Source organism: Corynebacterium argentoratense, assembly GCF_021491455.1.
Taxonomy (GTDB): Bacteria; Actinomycetota; Actinomycetes; order Mycobacteriales; family Mycobacteriaceae; genus Corynebacterium; species Corynebacterium argentoratense_A.
Genome location: NZ_JAKETN010000007.1, coordinates 1 through 15,667 on the forward strand (window position 1 = coordinate 1; position 15,667 = coordinate 15,667).

Below are 15,667 nucleotides of genomic sequence, written 5' to 3' on the forward strand. Positions count from 1 at the left end.
CACTATTGAGTTCTCAAACAACACCACCACAACCACCAGACCGCACACAACCTGTGCAACCAGCTGCCGTAGCGACCCCGATTAATTTACACACCCCACACCAAACACACAAACCCCCAGGCCAGAGCAATAAAAGAGGGTGTTGCGAAGACACCGCAACACCCGCACAAGGGACTCACCGCCTATTTAACGGCTACTCACCAGCTACACGCTCTACCTGTGCTCCCAACGCATTGAGGTTCTCAACGAAGTGCGGGTAGCCACGATCAATGTGATACACGTCGTGCACTTCGGTGACACCATCGGCGCACAAAGCCGCCAACACTAAACCTGCCCCAGCCCGAATATCGGAACTCCACACGGGGGTCGAGCTCAGCTGCTTCTGCCCACGCAGCACCACATGGTGCCCATCCACAGACGCATCCGCACCAAGGCGCAGCATCTCATCCACAAAGCGGAAACGAGACTCAAAAACGTTTTCTGTAATGACGCTCATTCCGTCAGCGACCGCAGCCAAGCCAATCGCCATGGGCTGCAAATCCGTGGGGAATCCAGGGAAAGGCAAGGTCTGATAGTCCACCGCACTCGCCCGGCGATTCATCACCACCCTAAAACCACTCTCGTATGTCTCGACCTCAGCGCCAGCAAGCTTCAACTTCTGCAAAGGCAGATGCAGATGCTTCGGCGAAATGCCGCCGACCGTCACATCACCCTGCGTCATCGCTGCCGCATAGGCCCAAGTGCCTGCAACAATGCGGTCCCCCACGACGTCATGCTCAGCGGGATGCAAACGATCTACACCTTCAATGGTGAGGGTGTTCGACCCAGCGCCGGTGATCCGAGCACCCATCTCATTGAGCAATTGGCACAGATCTACGATCTCCGGTTCGCGCGCCGCGTTATCCAAGGTGGTGGTGCCCTTGCTCAGCACCGCGGCAGTCAGAATATTTTCCGTCGCACCTACCGACGGGAAATCCAATTTGATGTGCGCACCATGGAGCTCACCGGCTTCGGCAACAACACAACCATGCTGGATGTAGGTAGTCGCCCCGAGCTTTTCCAAACCCGTTTGGTGCATGTCCAAGGGGCGGGAACCGATGGCGTCACCACCCGGCAGAGCAACTTTCGCGCGACCGCATCGAGCAGTCAGCGGCCCCAGCACACAGACGCTGGCACGGAACTGTCGCACAGCGTCGAAGTCCGCATCTGCCTCAAGGTTCGCAGGGGTCGTTATGTGCACATCCGAACCATCGACGACGACATCGCAACCCAAACCGCGCAGCACCTCCGCCATCAGCGGAACATCCAAAATCTCCGGGCAATTGTGCAGAGTCGTAGTGCCCTCGGCAAGAAGAGCAGCCGCCATAAGTTTAAGGACGCTATTTTTAGCGCCACTCACCTTCACGGCTCCGCTCAGCCGGGCTCCACCAGTGACCAAAAAGCGATCTTTCACGCGTCCCAGCCTAGCCGAGCGCCGCGCTACGTGAACGCCCACGCTCCAGCCTGCGCCCACCGACGCGGCGTCAACAATGTTATTAGAGTGGAATTATGGCTGTGCATCTAACGAAAATCTACACTCGCACCGGAGACAACGGAACCACCGGATTATCCAACTTCGACCGCGTACCCAAAGACGACCCACGCCTCGTTGCCTACGCCGATTGCGAAGAAACCAACTGCATGATCGGGCAGGTCCTGGCGCTCGGCTCCCCTAATAATGACGTCGCGGAGGTCCTGCGCCGCGTACAAAATGAACTGTTCGACGCTGGCGCAGACCTGGCAACGCCCATCGAAGACAACCCCCAATACCCCCCGCTGAGAATCCTGCAAAGCTACATCGACCAGCTAGAGCACGACTGTGACCGCTTTAACGAAAGCCTCGGGAAACTGGACTCGTTCATCCTGCCTGGAGGAACACCCACCGCAGCGTTGATTCACACTGCACGGGTGATATGCCGCAGAGCAGAACGGGCCGCCTGGGCTGCAGTAAGGGAATTTCCCGACACCACATCTGCCCTGCCTGCTCAGTATCTCAACAGGCTAAGTGACCTGTTGTTTATCGTGGGCCGTGTGGAAAACCTCGATGCCAACGGCGACTCAATGGACGTCCGCTGGGTGCCAGGTTCCCACCGGCAAAATAAAACCCAACAAAGCTAAACAGCACTGTTGGGTCAGCTGGGCCGGTTGGTCCACGAACGGATTGGGTGCGGGATCAGGGAATCGCACCCATGCGGCGTGCCGCATTGACAGCTTCGTAACGGGTGTGTGCGCCGAGCTTACGCATCACCGAACGCAAGTAGCTCTTCACCGTTTCCGTCCCGATACCCATCTCTTCCGCCGCCTCAACATTGGTGTGGCCCAAAGCGACGCAGGCCAGCACATCCAATTCACGGGCAGACAGCTTGGTTGTGGCCTGGATGCGCACCGGCACAACCATTTGATCGCAGATCTCTTCAAGCTCGCCGCGGATGTTGATGTCATCAACCCTGTTGCAAATCATCCGCAGACGCGAGTGGGCGGCACGAATCTGCTCCCACTCGGCACTATTCATTACCCGGCCACTGCGCTGTGCAACGGGGCGTTCAGGATCCTGCTGCTCCAGTGCGTCGGCCACAGCAAAATCTTGCTCGAGCTTGCGTGCGGTCATGGTGACTTCTTCGATCACCTTGTCGCCAAGACGGACCGGCGAATGTACGCCTACGTACAGAACGCCGCGAACACGACGGTTAACAATGACTGGCACAGCGACGATGGAATACAGCCCCTCGTCCTGAATAGCCTTGTCGTATTCGTGGCTAATTACGTTGGCACGCGTGTAATCGCTGACGCCCACCGGACGGCGGGTGGCCATCACGCGCCCACCCACACCGCATCCGGCCGCGATGGTGAGGTTCTGCAGCGCGGGTGTACGTAAACCCACCCATGCACCAATTTGTAGACGATCCTCGCCAAGGCATTCCGCGTACATAGTTACCGGAATTCCTGTAGCTGTCTTCAACGAAGTGAGCGCGTTTCGAATTGCCTCTTCGTCGCTTTTGACGCGTAGCGCCTCCACACCGGCCTCCTGGGTGCAATTAATCGTGATCAGCACGTTGAGTATAAACCAAGTGCGGGGGTAAGGAAGCCGTTTTCAGATGCCCGATTTTTCGTCAGCAATGCCCATTTTACCCCTCCACACCCCACCCCTACAGCAGTCCTACTACCCCTAGAATGACCGAACGGACATATATGCCCATGTAAGCGGCATGTTCACTCCCCTATCGCCACACCCCCTTCTCTCGGGTAGCTTTCAGGCAGATCATCGGGCGCTACGTCATCCTAACCTCACAACAACACCCCTTTATGTGAAAAAAGTCACCTTTAATTGGCCGCTTAAAGTGACTACAATCTGCTGTAGCAACATGATCGAGCGCCAGTGAGCGCTGGATATTTGAGGGAACCCGGTGCAATTCCGGGACTGTCCCGCAACGGTAATCGCGTCCCAACAACACGAAAGTCCGATACCTCCATGTTGTGCCGCCCGTTAACCACAAACACGGCCACAGGCGGCCCGGCTGATGCCCGCGGATAGGCACACACGGGAAGAAATGTGCGAGTCAAAAAATTTAATAGTGACGCCCTGCGTATGCCACGCAATGCCCCCTCACGATGGCACTGCCCCGGCGGGTCTGCCTCCTTACCGGTGTCTGCGGCTCATACTGATACCCGGCAACAACGCACCCACCGCAACGCGGCGTCATTAAATCGCAAAAATTTTTTGGAATTGATTCCCCCATTGCCCCCGCGGGCACTCAACCACCCCACCAGACGCGCGCTAAAGCTAATCCTCCAAAGTAGAGCAGGGAACGTAGCGGTCCGGATCCACCAACTTCAGCACTTCCTCACCCTTACGGGGACGAGAAGAAGCAGGAATACCAACAGCGATATGCCCCGGGGGTACATCCTTAGTCACCACAGCATTCGCCCCCACCGCGCTACCAGCGCCAATAGTGATCGGGCCCAACACCTTTGCCCCAGCGCCAATAGTGACATTGTCACACAGCGTTGGGTGCCGCTTCGTCTGCGTCAGCACCTGACCACCGAGAGTCACCCCGTGGTACAGCATCACACCATCGCCGATCTCGGCGGTCTCCCCCACCACAACCCCCATGCCGTGGTCAATAAAAAAGCGCCTGCCGATCGTCGCCCCAGGATGAATCTCCACCCCGGTCAAAAACCTCGCTAGCTGGGAAATAACACGGGCCGGCCCCTTGATACCCCGCACCCACAGCGCGTGTGCAATCCGATACATCCAAATAGCATGCAGACCCGAATACACAATGGCGTTTTCTACAACGCCACGTGCAGCCGGGTCATTATCACGTGCATTGTCTAGGTCTTCGCGCACCGCACCCACAATCGAGGCAAGTAGGCGCAGCGGACGGGGAAGCCTGACGGATCGAAACATACAGAAACTTTAGAATTCTGCGCGGATATCCTCAAACAGAGGGGTAGACACGTAGCGCTCGCCGTAGTCGCACGCGATGGTGACGATGCGCTTGCCCTTGTTCTCCGGGCGCTTCGCCAACTCCAGTGCTGCGGCAATGTTAGCCCCAGTGGAGATACCACCAAGGATGCCTTCGTCTGCGGCAAGTTTGCGGGACGCTGCGATGGCATCCTCGTTGGTGATAGTCAGGACCTCGTCCAGGATCCCCCGGTCAAGCACCTCGGGAATGAAGTTCGCACCAATGCCCTGAATCTTGTGGGGGCCAGCTTTCCCCGTGGTCAGCAGCGCTGATGCTTCGGGCTCCACACCGTAGACCTGCACCCCTTCACGACGCTCCTTCAGCACGCTGCCGACGCCAGTGACTGTTCCGCCGGTACCGAAGCCAGCGACAAAAATGTCGACGTTTCCATCGGTGTCTTCCCAGATTTCCTCCGCAGTGGTCGCGCGGTGGATCGCGGGGTTGGCGGGATTAGCGAACTGGCGGGCCAAGATAGCGCCTTCGCGTTCCGCCACAATTTCATCAGCCTTATCTACAGCACCCTGCATACCAGCGGGCCCCGGGGTGAGGACAATCTCCGCACCGTAGGCACGCAGCATGATTCGGCGTTCCATCGACATGGTCTCGGGCATAGTGAGCACCACGTTGTAGCCCTTTGCCGCACCGACCATTGCCAGCGCGATACCTGTATTTCCTGACGTCGCTTCAACGATGGTGCCGCCAGGTTTCAGGGATCCATCGGCCTCCGCGGCGTCAATAATCGCATTGCCAATGCGGTCTTTGACGCTGTTCGCGGGGTTGAAGAACTCCAATTTCACGAGGATCTCGGCGTCGATGCCTTCGGTGATGGTGTTGAGTCGGACCAGGGGGTGGATCCGATAGTTTCAGTGATGTTGTTGAGGATCTTTTCAGCCATAGCAGACAGCCTACACCATATATAGACAGATCGGTCACTGGTCGGGTGTACTAGTCGGTCTACTTTTAGGCCCGCACGGGGGTGCTCCAAGCACATTGCCCCAGCATGCAGGCCCTTGGATTCTCCACCACCCGCCCCCATCTGGTAGTTTTTAACCGTTGGCACAACAGGGAATGCCGAACGCCCCGGTCCTACAACCGGGCGCCAGTTGGCAGCGGCCCTCGCCACTGTAAGCCCCGCACGTTTCAACGACGTCGCGTCGATACACCCACTGCCCCACCACCTGGAGGCGGGAAGGGTCCGAGGCCACACCACAGCCGGGCAAGCCAGGACACCTGCAACCAACACGCCTTATAACCACGGCTCGCGAGGTGACGAGCCACATAAGTTCCAGAAAAGAGCCAACCTCTCATGCATATTGCAGAAGGCTTCCTGCCTGCCATGCACTGCGTCGGATGGGCCGCAGCGTCCGCCCCCTTCGTCATCCACGGCGCCTACGCCGTCAACAAGCAACTCAAAGAAAAGCCCGAGACCGGCCTGCTCCTCGGCGCAGCCGGAGCATTCAGCTTCGTGCTCTCCGCCATCAAGATGCCCTCCGTTACAGGCTCTTCTTCTCACCCGACCGGCACCGGCCTCGGCGCCGTCCTCTTCAAGCCCCCAGTGATGGCACTGCTCGGCGGCATCGTGCTGCTGTTCCAAGCACTCCTGCTGGCACACGGCGGCCTGACCACCCTGGGCGCCAACATCTTCTCCATGGCGATCGTCGGCCCGTGGGTAGCCTACGGAGTGTGGCGCGGAATGCGCGGCGCACACCTGCCGGCATCGTGGGCAATCTTCTTCGCCGCAGTTCTCGGTGACTTCTCCACCTACTGTGTCACCGCAACCCAGCTGGCACTCGCCCACCACGCAAACGGCTTCTGGAGCGCATGGTCAAACTTCCTCCTGCTCTACGCCCCCACCCAGGTGCCCCTCGCCCTTGCCGAAGGCATCGTCACCGTGCTCGTTTTCTTCGCACTGCGCACCACCGCTGCCCGCGAACTGCTCACCCTCGGAGTCCTCAAAAAATCCGAACTCACAGCAGCCACCCCCGCAGCAGCACCCGCAGCTTAAAAACAGATACAGCAAAGCGAGCACCCAATGAACAACAACAAAACCAATCCCCTGTTGGTGTGGGGCTTGATCGCCCTCACCGCACTCATCGCCGCCTTCCCCATGTTCTTTGTCAAGACCGACGGAGAGGAAGAAGCCTTCGGCGGAACCGATGACGGTGCAGAAGCCGTCGTCGAAGAACAAGACCCCGACTACGAACCCTGGTTCGATTCCATCGTCGGCGATCTTCCGGGCGAGGTCGAATCCGGCCTCTTCGCACTCCAGGCAGCACTCGGTGCGGGCCTCGTCGGCTACGCCCTCGGTAACTATAAGGGTCGCAGCCGCGCAGAACGCGAACTTGCCGCACCCGCAGACACCACCAGCGCCTAAAAACGCAGTAGTCCGCTGAGGCCGCAACAACCATGAACCCTTTGGAAATCGCGGCGTCAACAAGCCCATGGGCCCAGGTCAACGTCGGTGAAAAAGCTTTGTTGATCCTGGGCCTGCTTGTTCTCGCCATAGCACTCCCGCCGTTACCCGCCCTACCGATCATCGGGGTGATCATCCTCGTGGCGGCAGCACGCGCGCAGGTCCCCTGGAAACTCTATGGTGCGCTCGTTGCAGCACCTGCAACCTTCATCATCCTGGGAATCTTCCCCCTGGTAGCCACGATCACCACGCATGGGATCGAACGCGTCGACGGTGGCCTTACTGACGCAGCAACCGTCCTCGGACGCTCTATCGTCGGCATGAGCGCCACCATGTTATTCGCCCTCACCACGCCGATGAGTGAACAACTACTGTGGTTCCGACGCATCCACGTACCTGAATCCATCGTGCACGTCACCATGCTCACCTACCGGATGTCGAGTCAGTTGGTAGAAACCTCCCGCACTATGTGGCAGGCCCAAGCCCAACGCCTCGGCCACACCAACAAGCGCCGGTGGCTGCGCAGTTCTGCACATCAAATCGCCGCTCTGTTCGTGATCGCGTTCGCCCGAGCCCGAGCGATGCAGGAAGGCCTTGAATTGCGTGCTGACGCCGCGTGCTACCGCACGTTGACAGTCGCGCGCCCCGTGCGCACCCGCAACATTGTCGGCAGCATCATCATTCTCGCCCTCGTCATGGTCATGGGGCTGAAAGGAGCACAACTATGGGGCTAAACGCCACAGAAATCCTCCGCGTCGAGGGTGTGTCTTTCGCGCATTTCGACGGTCCACCTGTGCTCCGTGACGTCAACCTCGCTATCAACCGTGGCGATCGAATCGCTCTGCTCGGGGCCAACGGTGCTGGGAAGTCCACATTGTTCCGGCTACTGGCTGGCGCGTGGAAACCCACCGAAGGCCGTGTGCTCCTCGACGACACTGCTTTTAGCTATTCCCGTAAGGGGCGCGACACTGTCCGCCGGCGGGTACAGCTGGTGTTGCAGGAACCAGACGACCAACTCTTTGCCATGACGGTGGCTGCTGACGTGTCCTACGGGCCAGTCAACCAGGGCCTCGATGAGGACGAGGTGCGCGCACGCGTGGACGCAGCGATGGACGCCGCAGAAATCAGCGATCTGGCTGAACGCGTGCCGCATCAACTGTCCTACGGTCAGCGTAAGCGTGTGGCTCTCGCAGGTGCGCTGGCGATGCGGCCTGAAGTGCTGCTGCTCGACGAGCCTACGGCCGGGTTGGATCCAGCTGGCGGCCGCCAGCTGCTGCGAACCCTTGAGCGCCTACACGAACAAGGCACAGCGGTTGTGTTGTCCACCCACGACGTCAACTTGGCGTATGCGTTCTCCGAGACCGCTGCGGTGATCCATGACGGTCAGGTGGTTGTGGGGCCTAAGGAGGACATTCTTGGTGACGCCGCGTTGATGCGCACAGCGCGGTTGGAGCTGCCGTGGGCACCCGCTGTCTCTGCTGCCCTCGGCCGGGTGGTCTCGAGGCCCGAGGAGCTCATCGGGGAAGGCTAGATGGGGTCAACGAAAAAATCCCCGGAGCATGTTTACTCCGGGGATTTTTTGTGGCCAGAGCCGGGATCGAACCGGCGACCTTCCACTTTTCAGGCGGACGCTCTACCGACTGAGCTATCTGGCCGTAACAAAAAATGTTACGCGACCCTGACGGGACTTGAACCCGCGACCTCCGCCGTGACAGGGCGGCGCGCTAACCAACTGCGCCACAGGGCCTTGCTAAAAGCAGTGCGCTTGTGTGGTGAGATACCGCACTATCGCACGAGTTGTTAGCTTACACAGCAACACTGAAACGATCAAATTGACTGCTCAGTCATCATTTTTGCGCCAGCAGATTGCGAGCAGGAAGGCTCGAGGAAATGCGGAAACTGCAGTGTTTCCACACATACAAAACCCGGTGCTTAACTATTGTTAAGCACCGGGCAAATTGCGACCCTGACGGGACTTGAACCCGCGACCTCCGCCGTGACAGGGCGGCGCGCTAACCAACTGCGCCACAGGGCCATATTCTTTATTTCAATCTTTGGGCCACGCACGGTAAATGCGTGGCCCAAAGATTGAGTACTCCCAACGGGATTCGAACCCGTGTCGCTGCCGTGAAAGGGCAGTGTCCTAGGCCCCTAGACGATGGGAGCGTTGCTGCGTTAAGCAGCTTGTAACACTATAGCCCAGCATCAATAAAGCAACAAACGCCCAGGTTGTTAATGTTTTTGGCCCGTATCTTAAGCTGTTTACAGCGGCCGATTCCCGCCCCGACGCGGACACGGAAACGTGCACAAATATCGGGTGCACGGGCACCACACCGTCTATTTCCCCAGGTCGCCAAGAAAAGGCGGCCGCTCCACCCGATATTTGCGCACACCCACCCCACTGGGCCACCCCACCGGCAGCCCATCGCCCCAGTGAAAACCAAAAAAGATGTCTCGGAACATGCTGTCAAGCATGTTCCGAGACATCACATTTGTGGGCCCTGTGGGGCTCGAACCCACGACCTGCGGATTAAAAGTCCGTAGCTCTACCAACTGAGCTAAAGGCCCAACGGCTGAATATCTTAGCACGGATGCCGACGTAGATCACAATCGGGCAAAACTCAAGCCCGGGCCCGGCGAATAACACGCCAGCACCCGGGCTATCACCACGCAACTACACGCTGCGTGCGGGTTCTAGGAGGCCCTAGGACAGCTTCATGCTGCCGGTCTCCTTGAAGCGCTGGTGGAAGGAAAGAGCCTCGTCCAACAGATGCGGGGTCTGCATGATCTTGCCTTCCTTGGCTGCAGCCAAGGCGCGATCGTAGTAGTCCTGCAGCATCGGGCGGTAGTCCGGGTGCGCCAGGGCAATCATCTTCTCGGCCTTCTGGCGAGGTGCTAGGCCACGGAGGTCGGCGTAGCCGTACTCGGTGATAACAACCTTGACGTCCTGCTCGGTGTGGTCGACGTGAGAGACCATAGGAACGATCGCGGAGATCGCACCGCCCTTGGCATCCGAGGGGGTGATGAAGGAGGAGATGTAGGCGCTGCGGGTGAAGTCTGCGGAACCGCCGACACCGTTCATTATGCGGGAGCCAACGACGTTGGTGGAGTTGACGTTGCCGTAGATGTCAGCCTCGATGAGGCCGTTGCTAGCGATCAATCCTAGGCGGCGCACAACCTCGGGGTGGTTGGAGATCTGCTGCGGGCGCAGGATGATCGACTTGGCGTACTTAGCGGCCTCGCGGTTCATCCTCTCTGCGTACTCCGGGGACAGGGAGAATGCGGTGGCGGAGGCGACAGTCATCTTGCCTGCGTCGATCAGGTCGACCATGCCGTCCTGGATGACCTCGGTGTAGGCCTTGATGTTCTCGAACTTGGAATCGAGCAGGCCGCTCATCACAGCGTTCGGAACGTTACCGACACCGGACTGCATGACGTAGCCGTCGTAGGTCAGTCGACCAGCGCGAACCTCACCCTCGAGGAAGTCAAGGAAGTGTCCAGCGATCTGCTTGGACTGGTCATCGATCGGCTTGAAGGGTGCGTTGCGGTCGGGGGCATCGGTCTCGACAACGGCAACAACCTTGTTGACGTCAATGTCGATGTAGGTGGTACCGATGCGCTGGCCAGCTTCGGTGATCGGAATCGGCTGGCGGTTCGGCAACGGGTTGATGCGGTAGATGTCGGCCATACCTTCGAGTTCTTCAGACTGCCAGGTGTTGACCTCGATGATGATCTTGTCCGCGGCGTCGAGGTACTCAACGTTGTTGCCGATGGAGGAGGAAGGAACGATGTGGCCTTCTTCGGTGATGCGGACGGCCTCGACGATGGCGACGTCCATCTTGCCGAAGAAGCCCTGCTGGACGTACATGCCGGACTCGGAGAGGTGGTAGTCCATGTACAGGATGGTGCCGTCGTTGATCTTGTTCCGCATGATCGGATCCGACTGGTAGGGGGTGCGGAACTTGATGGCGTCGGCCTCGGCGAGGACACCGTCGCAGTCGGGAGCGGTGGATGCGCCGGTGAAGAGGCTGATCATGTATTCGTCACCGCGAGCGTGTGCTTCCTTAGCGCGCTCTGCGATGGCGGTCGGCAGTACCTTGGGGTAGCCGGAACCGGTAAAGCCAGAGATGCCGACGTTGTCGTTGTTGTTGACGAACTGTGCGGCTTCCTGGGCAGACATGACTTTGCCGCGCAGGGTGGCATTAGCGATGCGATCAGACATCTAATTCTCCTTCAGAGTTTTTTTACAAAAGGTGCCAGGCGTGACCTAACACCCGCGTCGGTGTGATGTTACCTACCCATCAACACCTGCGTTACGACCACCACAATAGAGCAATTCCCCCCGATCTGCCGCATAAGAGCAATAATCCCTCAAAACCCGCTGCACATATCCACTAATTGCTCCCAATGCACCCTCATTAGGGTGGTCTCGGCACTCCCCTCCACCTTGTCGATAAAGTTGCCGTTGACCCTGCAGGTGGGATTGAATGACCAGGTGTTAAAGATCGGACCTTTGAGCCTCAACTCCCCCGTCGTCCTCGCCCCCATGGCTGGCGTGACCAATGTTGCTTTCCGCACACTGTGCCGCGAACTCGAACGGGAGAAGATGGGCAGTGTCGCCGGTCTTTATGTGTGCGAGATGATCACGGCGCGCGCTTTGTGCGAGCGCAATGAAAAAACGATGCACATGACGACCTTCGCCCCGGACGAAGATCCGCGCTCTCTTCAGCTCTACACCACGGATCCTCACTGGACATATGAGGCTGCGAAGATGATCGTGGAAGAAAACCTGGCTGATCACATCGACATGAACTTCGGTTGCCCCGTCCCGAAGGTCACCCGTCGCGGAGGCGGCAGCGCGTTGCCCTACAAACGTCGCCTGTTCGCCAATATTGTCGCGGCCGCAGTCAAGGCAACGGAGGGCACCGATATTCCCGTGACAGTTAAGTTTCGGGTGGGGATCGACGCCGATCACCACACTCACCTCGATGCGGGTCGTATCGCTGCAGAGCAAGGTGCCGCAGCTGTCGCTCTGCATGCACGCACGGCTGCCGAACGCTATTCGGGCACGGCACACTGGGGCGAAATCACCCGTCTCAAAGAGCACATGGTGCAGCATGCCGGCGAGGACTTTCCCGTGCTGGGCAATGGGGATATTTTTGCCGCTGATGACGCCGCGAAAATGATGTCCCAGACCGGCTGCGACGGTGTGGTCATTGGACGCGGCTGCCTGGGGCGCCCGTGGCTGTTTGCCGCGTTGTCGGCTCAGCTTCAGGGGCTGCCCATCCCGCCAGAGCCCACGTTGGGTGAGGTCACCAGGATCATTCAGCGCCATGCGGAACTCCTCGTGGCCCATGATGGGGAGGAAAAAGGCTGCCGGGATTTGCGCAAGCATTCTGGCTGGTACCTGCGTGGATTCCCGGTCGGTGGAGATGTTCGCCGCGCCCTGTCTGGGGTGAAAACGTTGGACGAGCTCGCCGACATCCTCGCGCCGTTGTCCGATTCGACAGCGGTTGCTGACGATGCGGAAGGCCCCCGCGGCCGCCAGGGTTCCCCGGGCAAGGTTGTTTTGCCGGAAGGTTGGTTGGACGATCCGGAGGATGAGTCCGTTCCCGAAGGCGCCGACATCATGCACTCCGGCGGGTAGGGCCCGACCAATCCTGCACCGTTAGCGGAGGTACACTTTCTCCCACACGTGGCGGCGGTCACAGAGTCTCTGTAGTATGTGCGGTACTGGCACACCCCGTTTCGCACCAGGAGGCCTTCGTGACCCCAACCCAAGAGCACAACAGCACCCCCCGCGACGTCATCATTGTTGGGGCAGCACGCACCCCCATCGGTCGACTTCTGGGGGCACTATCAACGGTTCCTGCCACAGAGCTGGGCAGCACCGCCATCGCCCGCGCGCTCGAGCAAGCCCACGTGGACCCAGCCGAGGTCAACGCCGTCATCATGGGCCAGGTGCTCCAGGCAGGTGCCGGACAAAACCCCACCAAACAAGCAGCCCTGGGCGCCGGCATCCCCCGCGAGGCCCACACCGTCACGGTCAACAAAGTCTGCCTCTCCGGACTGACCGCAATTATTGACGCCGCGAGAATGCTGCGTCTTGGAGACGCCGAGGTTGTCGTCGCCGGAGGCATGGAATCAATGTCCCAAGCACCACACCTGCTCAAAGGCTCACGCAGCGGCACAAAATACGGCGCCACCCAACTATCCGACCACATGGAAGCCGACGGCCTAAGCGACGCAGGCACCGGCCTTTCCATGGGGGTGCTCACCGAAGAATATCTGGACACCTACCCAGTCGACACGTCAGAGCGCGACGCCTGCGTTGTGGATTCCCACAACAACGCGGCATCCGCTTGGGAACGCGGCGTCTTCGATCAAGAAATCGCGCCAGTGACCGTCCACGGACGAAAAGGCGACACCGTCGTCGAGCGCGACGAAGGCATCCGCGAAGGCATGACAGTCGACGCCTTGCAGAAGCTACGCCCCGCATTCAACCCGGACGGCGTACTCACCGCAGCGCTTGGCTGCCTCTTAGACCTGCTCATCCTTCAGCAGCGAATCCGAGCCGCCGAATGCGACGGTGCCTGCAATGAACTGTTTTGCCCTGCGCCCGAGCCGCTGGGGGTGTAGCTCAGTTCCGCGCCGGGGACGCTGGCGGAGTACTTCACGCCAAACAGGCTCATGGCGTTTTGTTACGAGGATGCGCCCTCAGCGACCAGGTTGCCGGTGGCGTTACTGAGCCCCTCGACCTGCGCGACGTCCCCAGCTGTTCCTTCCGATTCGGTGCATGCTGCCAAGGCAACTGATGCTGCGATGATGGACAGGGCCGCAAAGGGGCGACGAGTGAAAGCAGACACGGTGTGTGGTCCTTCCAAAAGTGTTCAGTGAGCTGCGCGTCGGCGGTTGCTGATCGCTGTCATTTACACAATGTAGAAGGCGGATGTGTCCGACAGGCGGCGGGAAAGTAAACAATAGGTTAACTTCCCACGAACTTTAAAAAGCCCTGCTAAACGCCCTGATATGGGTAGACTACGTGCCGTTCGATGACCTCAAACCCAAGGTTTTCGTAGGCCTTGACGGCAGCTTTATTGTCTTGTTCCACATAGAGAATTGTCTCCACCATGGGGTCCCCGCCCACCATGTGCGCGATGCCTGCGGTCAGCAGCGGCGTGCCCAGCCCCTTACCGCGGGCGGCATCAGCCAGCCCCACAACATAGACTTCTGCGCGCTGATCACTGTGGCGCTTGAGCCAGTGAAAGCCCACCAAGGTCGAGTCTTGCCACAGCATCAGCACATCGTCGGGGTTGAACCAGTCTGTGTCCATGGCTTGTTTCAAACGCTGCTCATCCCAGCCGCCTTGCTCGGGGTGCCAAGAAAAAGCCTGGTTGTTGACATCCAACCACTGTTTCATAATGACGTCGCGACCGTAGCGTTGCACGGATTGTTCCAGGTTCAGCAGCTCATAGCCACCCTCGGGAAACTCCGGTGAGGGAAGCTCCACAGCGGCTGCCCCCGGTAGCGACATCACCACCAGCGTTCGTGAAGGCTCGAGCCCTTTTCCCTGGGCCAGGGCACGCACTGGGCCAATGTCCCCGTGGGCCCACAGTTTCAGCTCACCTGAATGCGGTGCGATGAGTGCTTCGGTGAGCGTCGCGGCGTCATCACTAAATTGGGGATCGAGGACAACCTCTGCGTTCCCGTCCTCCATGACGACGGCCACAGCAATCACATGCCCCTGGGTGGAGAGCACATACACGGTGGCGTTGCCCCGACGCTCATCGAGCTCGCGCACAAACTGTTCGCTAAACGATGCCACACCGTCAGTTAACTCTGCTCTGCGCAGCACCTCGCGGATCTGCTCGACTGGAAGAGCCGCATCGCCGCTGGAAAAAACATCGGGTGAAAGTGCTTCAGGCATCATGGTTTACCAGGGTAGCGCGGGTAGGCACGGTCGCGCATGGGGTACAAATAATAACGTGAAGAAATACCAGATCGCCCTGCTGTCCATCGCAGCCCTAGGCACGCTCGGCTGGGTGGTCGACACGGGCATCTCAACCACCTTCGAACACCGCCTGTCCACCCAATTGGAGGATTCCTTCAACCTGGAGGTCGAGCCCGCGGTCTACATCGGCGGTTTCCCCTACCTGCTTGCGGTGGCCACCGGAGATATCCCCATGATGTCCTCGGAAGTCCTTGACGTGGATGTTCCGGGGTTCGGGATGATGAACTCCCGCACGGAGCTGCGTACCATCGAAGTCACCCCCGAACAGGTTTTTAGCGGCGACTACACCGGGGCGGACGTGGAGATCGCCAAACGTACGCTGCGCCTGGACGGTGTGGCCCTGGGTGCGCAGTTGGGCATCACCGACCTGGACATCACCAACCCGAAGGACATCTCGCCGCAGGCTTCGCCGCAGGCACAGGCGCAATTGAAAGGCACACCCGTCGGGTTCGACCAGCCCGTCGTCGTCCTGGTCGACCTGCGTATTCACGATGGTGAAATAACTATGCGGCCGGTGTCGATCATCGACTCCCCCGACATGGAGCAGGCGCAAGACCCAGAATCTGTGCGTACAAAAATCATGAACTCTTTCACCTGGTCAGTCGACAGTCGCGACCTGCCCCTACTCAAGCAGGCCAGCCAGGTGGTGTGCGGCGGCGGATCGATTTTTATTTCCAGCGAACTCAGGCAAGTCCAATTCCGCCCAGAGCTGTTGTCTCCCATGGGAGTGCGTTAATC

General features: G+C 59.3%; 14 protein-coding genes, 5 tRNA genes, 1 pseudogene and 2 riboswitches. Of the genes and pseudogenes, 8 read left to right on the forward strand and 12 right to left on the reverse strand.

Annotated elements, in window-relative coordinates; all coding sequences use genetic code 11:
* Positions 1 to 193 precede the first annotated feature (193 nt).
* Positions 194 to 1,453, reverse strand: a complete 1,260-nt coding sequence (murA, locus tag L1C91_RS08805) for a UDP-N-acetylglucosamine 1-carboxyvinyltransferase (protein ID WP_234858949.1) — start codon at positions 1,451 to 1,453, stop codon at positions 194 to 196.
* A gap of 95 nt (positions 1,454 to 1,548) precedes the next feature.
* Here murA and L1C91_RS08810 point away from each other — a divergent pair, with 95 nt between their 5' ends.
* A complete protein-coding gene (locus L1C91_RS08810) occupies positions 1,549 to 2,157 on the forward strand; it encodes a cob(I)yrinic acid a,c-diamide adenosyltransferase (RefSeq protein WP_234858950.1) in 609 nt (202 codons plus the stop codon).
* 55 nt (positions 2,158 to 2,212) lie between these two features.
* Here the strand turns inward: L1C91_RS08810 and ramA are convergent, their stop codons facing one another.
* From ramA to cysK, 3 genes and pseudogenes are all read right to left on the reverse strand, one after another.
* Positions 2,213 to 3,055: an acetate metabolism transcriptional regulator RamA gene (gene ramA, locus L1C91_RS08815; protein WP_234859029.1), complete on the reverse strand. Its 843-nt coding sequence runs from the start codon at positions 3,053 to 3,055 to the stop codon at positions 2,213 to 2,215.
* A gap of 329 nt (positions 3,056 to 3,384) precedes the next feature.
* Positions 3,385 to 3,526, forward strand: a riboswitch (cobalamin riboswitch).
* Positions 3,527 to 3,820: 294 nt separating this feature from the next.
* Positions 3,821 to 4,447 carry a serine O-acetyltransferase EpsC gene (epsC, locus tag L1C91_RS08820; RefSeq protein ID WP_234858951.1) on the reverse strand — a complete coding sequence of 209 codons (627 nt, stop codon included), beginning with the start codon at positions 4,445 to 4,447 and terminating at the stop codon, positions 3,821 to 3,823.
* Positions 4,448 to 4,456: 9 nt separating this feature from the next.
* A pseudogene (gene cysK, locus L1C91_RS08825) lies at positions 4,457 to 5,400 on the reverse strand (cysteine synthase A).
* A gap of 128 nt (positions 5,401 to 5,528) precedes the next feature.
* Positions 5,529 to 5,757: riboswitch (cobalamin riboswitch) on the forward strand.
* Between the two features lie 54 nt (positions 5,758 to 5,811).
* Between cysK and L1C91_RS08830 the strand changes: the two are divergent.
* The 4 genes from L1C91_RS08830 to L1C91_RS08845 are packed head-to-tail and all read left to right on the forward strand — an operon-like array spanning position 5,812 to position 8,449.
* Positions 5,812 to 6,510, forward strand: a complete 699-nt coding sequence (locus L1C91_RS08830; protein WP_234858952.1) for an energy-coupling factor ABC transporter permease — start codon at positions 5,812 to 5,814, stop codon at positions 6,508 to 6,510.
* Positions 6,511 to 6,537: 27 nt separating this feature from the next.
* Positions 6,538 to 6,879, forward strand: coding sequence for an energy-coupling factor ABC transporter substrate-binding protein (locus tag L1C91_RS08835; RefSeq protein ID WP_234858953.1), 342 nt, complete (start codon positions 6,538 to 6,540; stop codon positions 6,877 to 6,879).
* 32 nt (positions 6,880 to 6,911) lie between these two features.
* The gene (gene cbiQ, locus L1C91_RS08840; RefSeq protein ID WP_234858954.1) at positions 6,912 to 7,652 is read left to right on the forward strand and encodes a cobalt ECF transporter T component CbiQ; all 741 of its coding nucleotides are present in this window, start codon (positions 6,912 to 6,914) and stop codon (positions 7,650 to 7,652) included.
* The gene (locus L1C91_RS08845; protein WP_234858955.1) at positions 7,643 to 8,449 is read left to right on the forward strand and encodes an energy-coupling factor ABC transporter ATP-binding protein; all 807 of its coding nucleotides are present in this window, start codon (positions 7,643 to 7,645) and stop codon (positions 8,447 to 8,449) included. Before cbiQ ends, L1C91_RS08845 begins: the two co-directional genes overlap by 10 nt.
* Before the next feature lie 51 nt (positions 8,450 to 8,500).
* Here L1C91_RS08845 and L1C91_RS08850 read toward each other — a convergent pair.
* From L1C91_RS08850 to L1C91_RS08875, 6 genes are all read right to left on the reverse strand, one after another.
* Positions 8,501 to 8,573, reverse strand: a tRNA-Phe gene (locus L1C91_RS08850).
* A gap of 18 nt (positions 8,574 to 8,591) precedes the next feature.
* A tRNA-Asp gene (locus L1C91_RS08855) sits at positions 8,592 to 8,665 on the reverse strand.
* A 214-nt stretch (positions 8,666 to 8,879) separates the two neighbouring features.
* Positions 8,880 to 8,953: transfer RNA gene (locus tag L1C91_RS08860), tRNA-Asp, on the reverse strand.
* Positions 8,954 to 9,011: 58 nt separating this feature from the next.
* Positions 9,012 to 9,084: transfer RNA gene (locus L1C91_RS08865), tRNA-Glu, on the reverse strand.
* 329 nt (positions 9,085 to 9,413) lie between these two features.
* A tRNA-Lys gene (locus L1C91_RS08870) sits at positions 9,414 to 9,486 on the reverse strand.
* A 136-nt stretch (positions 9,487 to 9,622) separates the two neighbouring features.
* Entirely contained in the window at positions 9,623 to 11,140 is a 1,518-nt protein-coding gene (locus L1C91_RS08875; RefSeq protein ID WP_234858956.1) for an acetyl-CoA hydrolase/transferase family protein, read from the reverse strand.
* 261 nt (positions 11,141 to 11,401) lie between these two features.
* Between L1C91_RS08875 and dusB the strand changes: the two genes are divergently transcribed.
* Complete coding sequence (dusB, locus tag L1C91_RS08880) at positions 11,402 to 12,565, forward strand: tRNA dihydrouridine synthase DusB (RefSeq protein WP_419178739.1); 1,164 nt, start codon at positions 11,402 to 11,404, stop codon at positions 12,563 to 12,565.
* A gap of 119 nt (positions 12,566 to 12,684) precedes the next feature.
* Positions 12,685 to 13,557, forward strand: a complete 873-nt coding sequence (locus L1C91_RS08885) for a beta-ketoacyl synthase N-terminal-like domain-containing protein (RefSeq protein ID WP_328219756.1) — start codon at positions 12,685 to 12,687, stop codon at positions 13,555 to 13,557.
* Between the two features lie 62 nt (positions 13,558 to 13,619).
* Here the strand turns inward: L1C91_RS08885 and L1C91_RS08890 are convergent, their stop codons facing one another.
* A complete protein-coding gene (locus L1C91_RS08890; protein WP_234858957.1) occupies positions 13,620 to 13,784 on the reverse strand; it encodes a hypothetical protein in 165 nt (54 codons plus the stop codon).
* A 149-nt stretch (positions 13,785 to 13,933) separates the two neighbouring features.
* On the reverse strand, positions 13,934 to 14,845 hold the full coding sequence (gene mshD / locus L1C91_RS08895) for a mycothiol synthase (protein WP_234858958.1): 912 nt from the start codon (positions 14,843 to 14,845) through the stop codon (positions 13,934 to 13,936).
* A 58-nt stretch (positions 14,846 to 14,903) separates the two neighbouring features.
* Here mshD and L1C91_RS08900 point away from each other — a divergent pair, with 58 nt between their 5' ends.
* The gene (locus tag L1C91_RS08900; RefSeq protein ID WP_234858959.1) at positions 14,904 to 15,665 is read left to right on the forward strand and encodes an LmeA family phospholipid-binding protein; all 762 of its coding nucleotides are present in this window, start codon (positions 14,904 to 14,906) and stop codon (positions 15,663 to 15,665) included.
* Positions 15,666 to 15,667 lie beyond the last annotated feature (2 nt).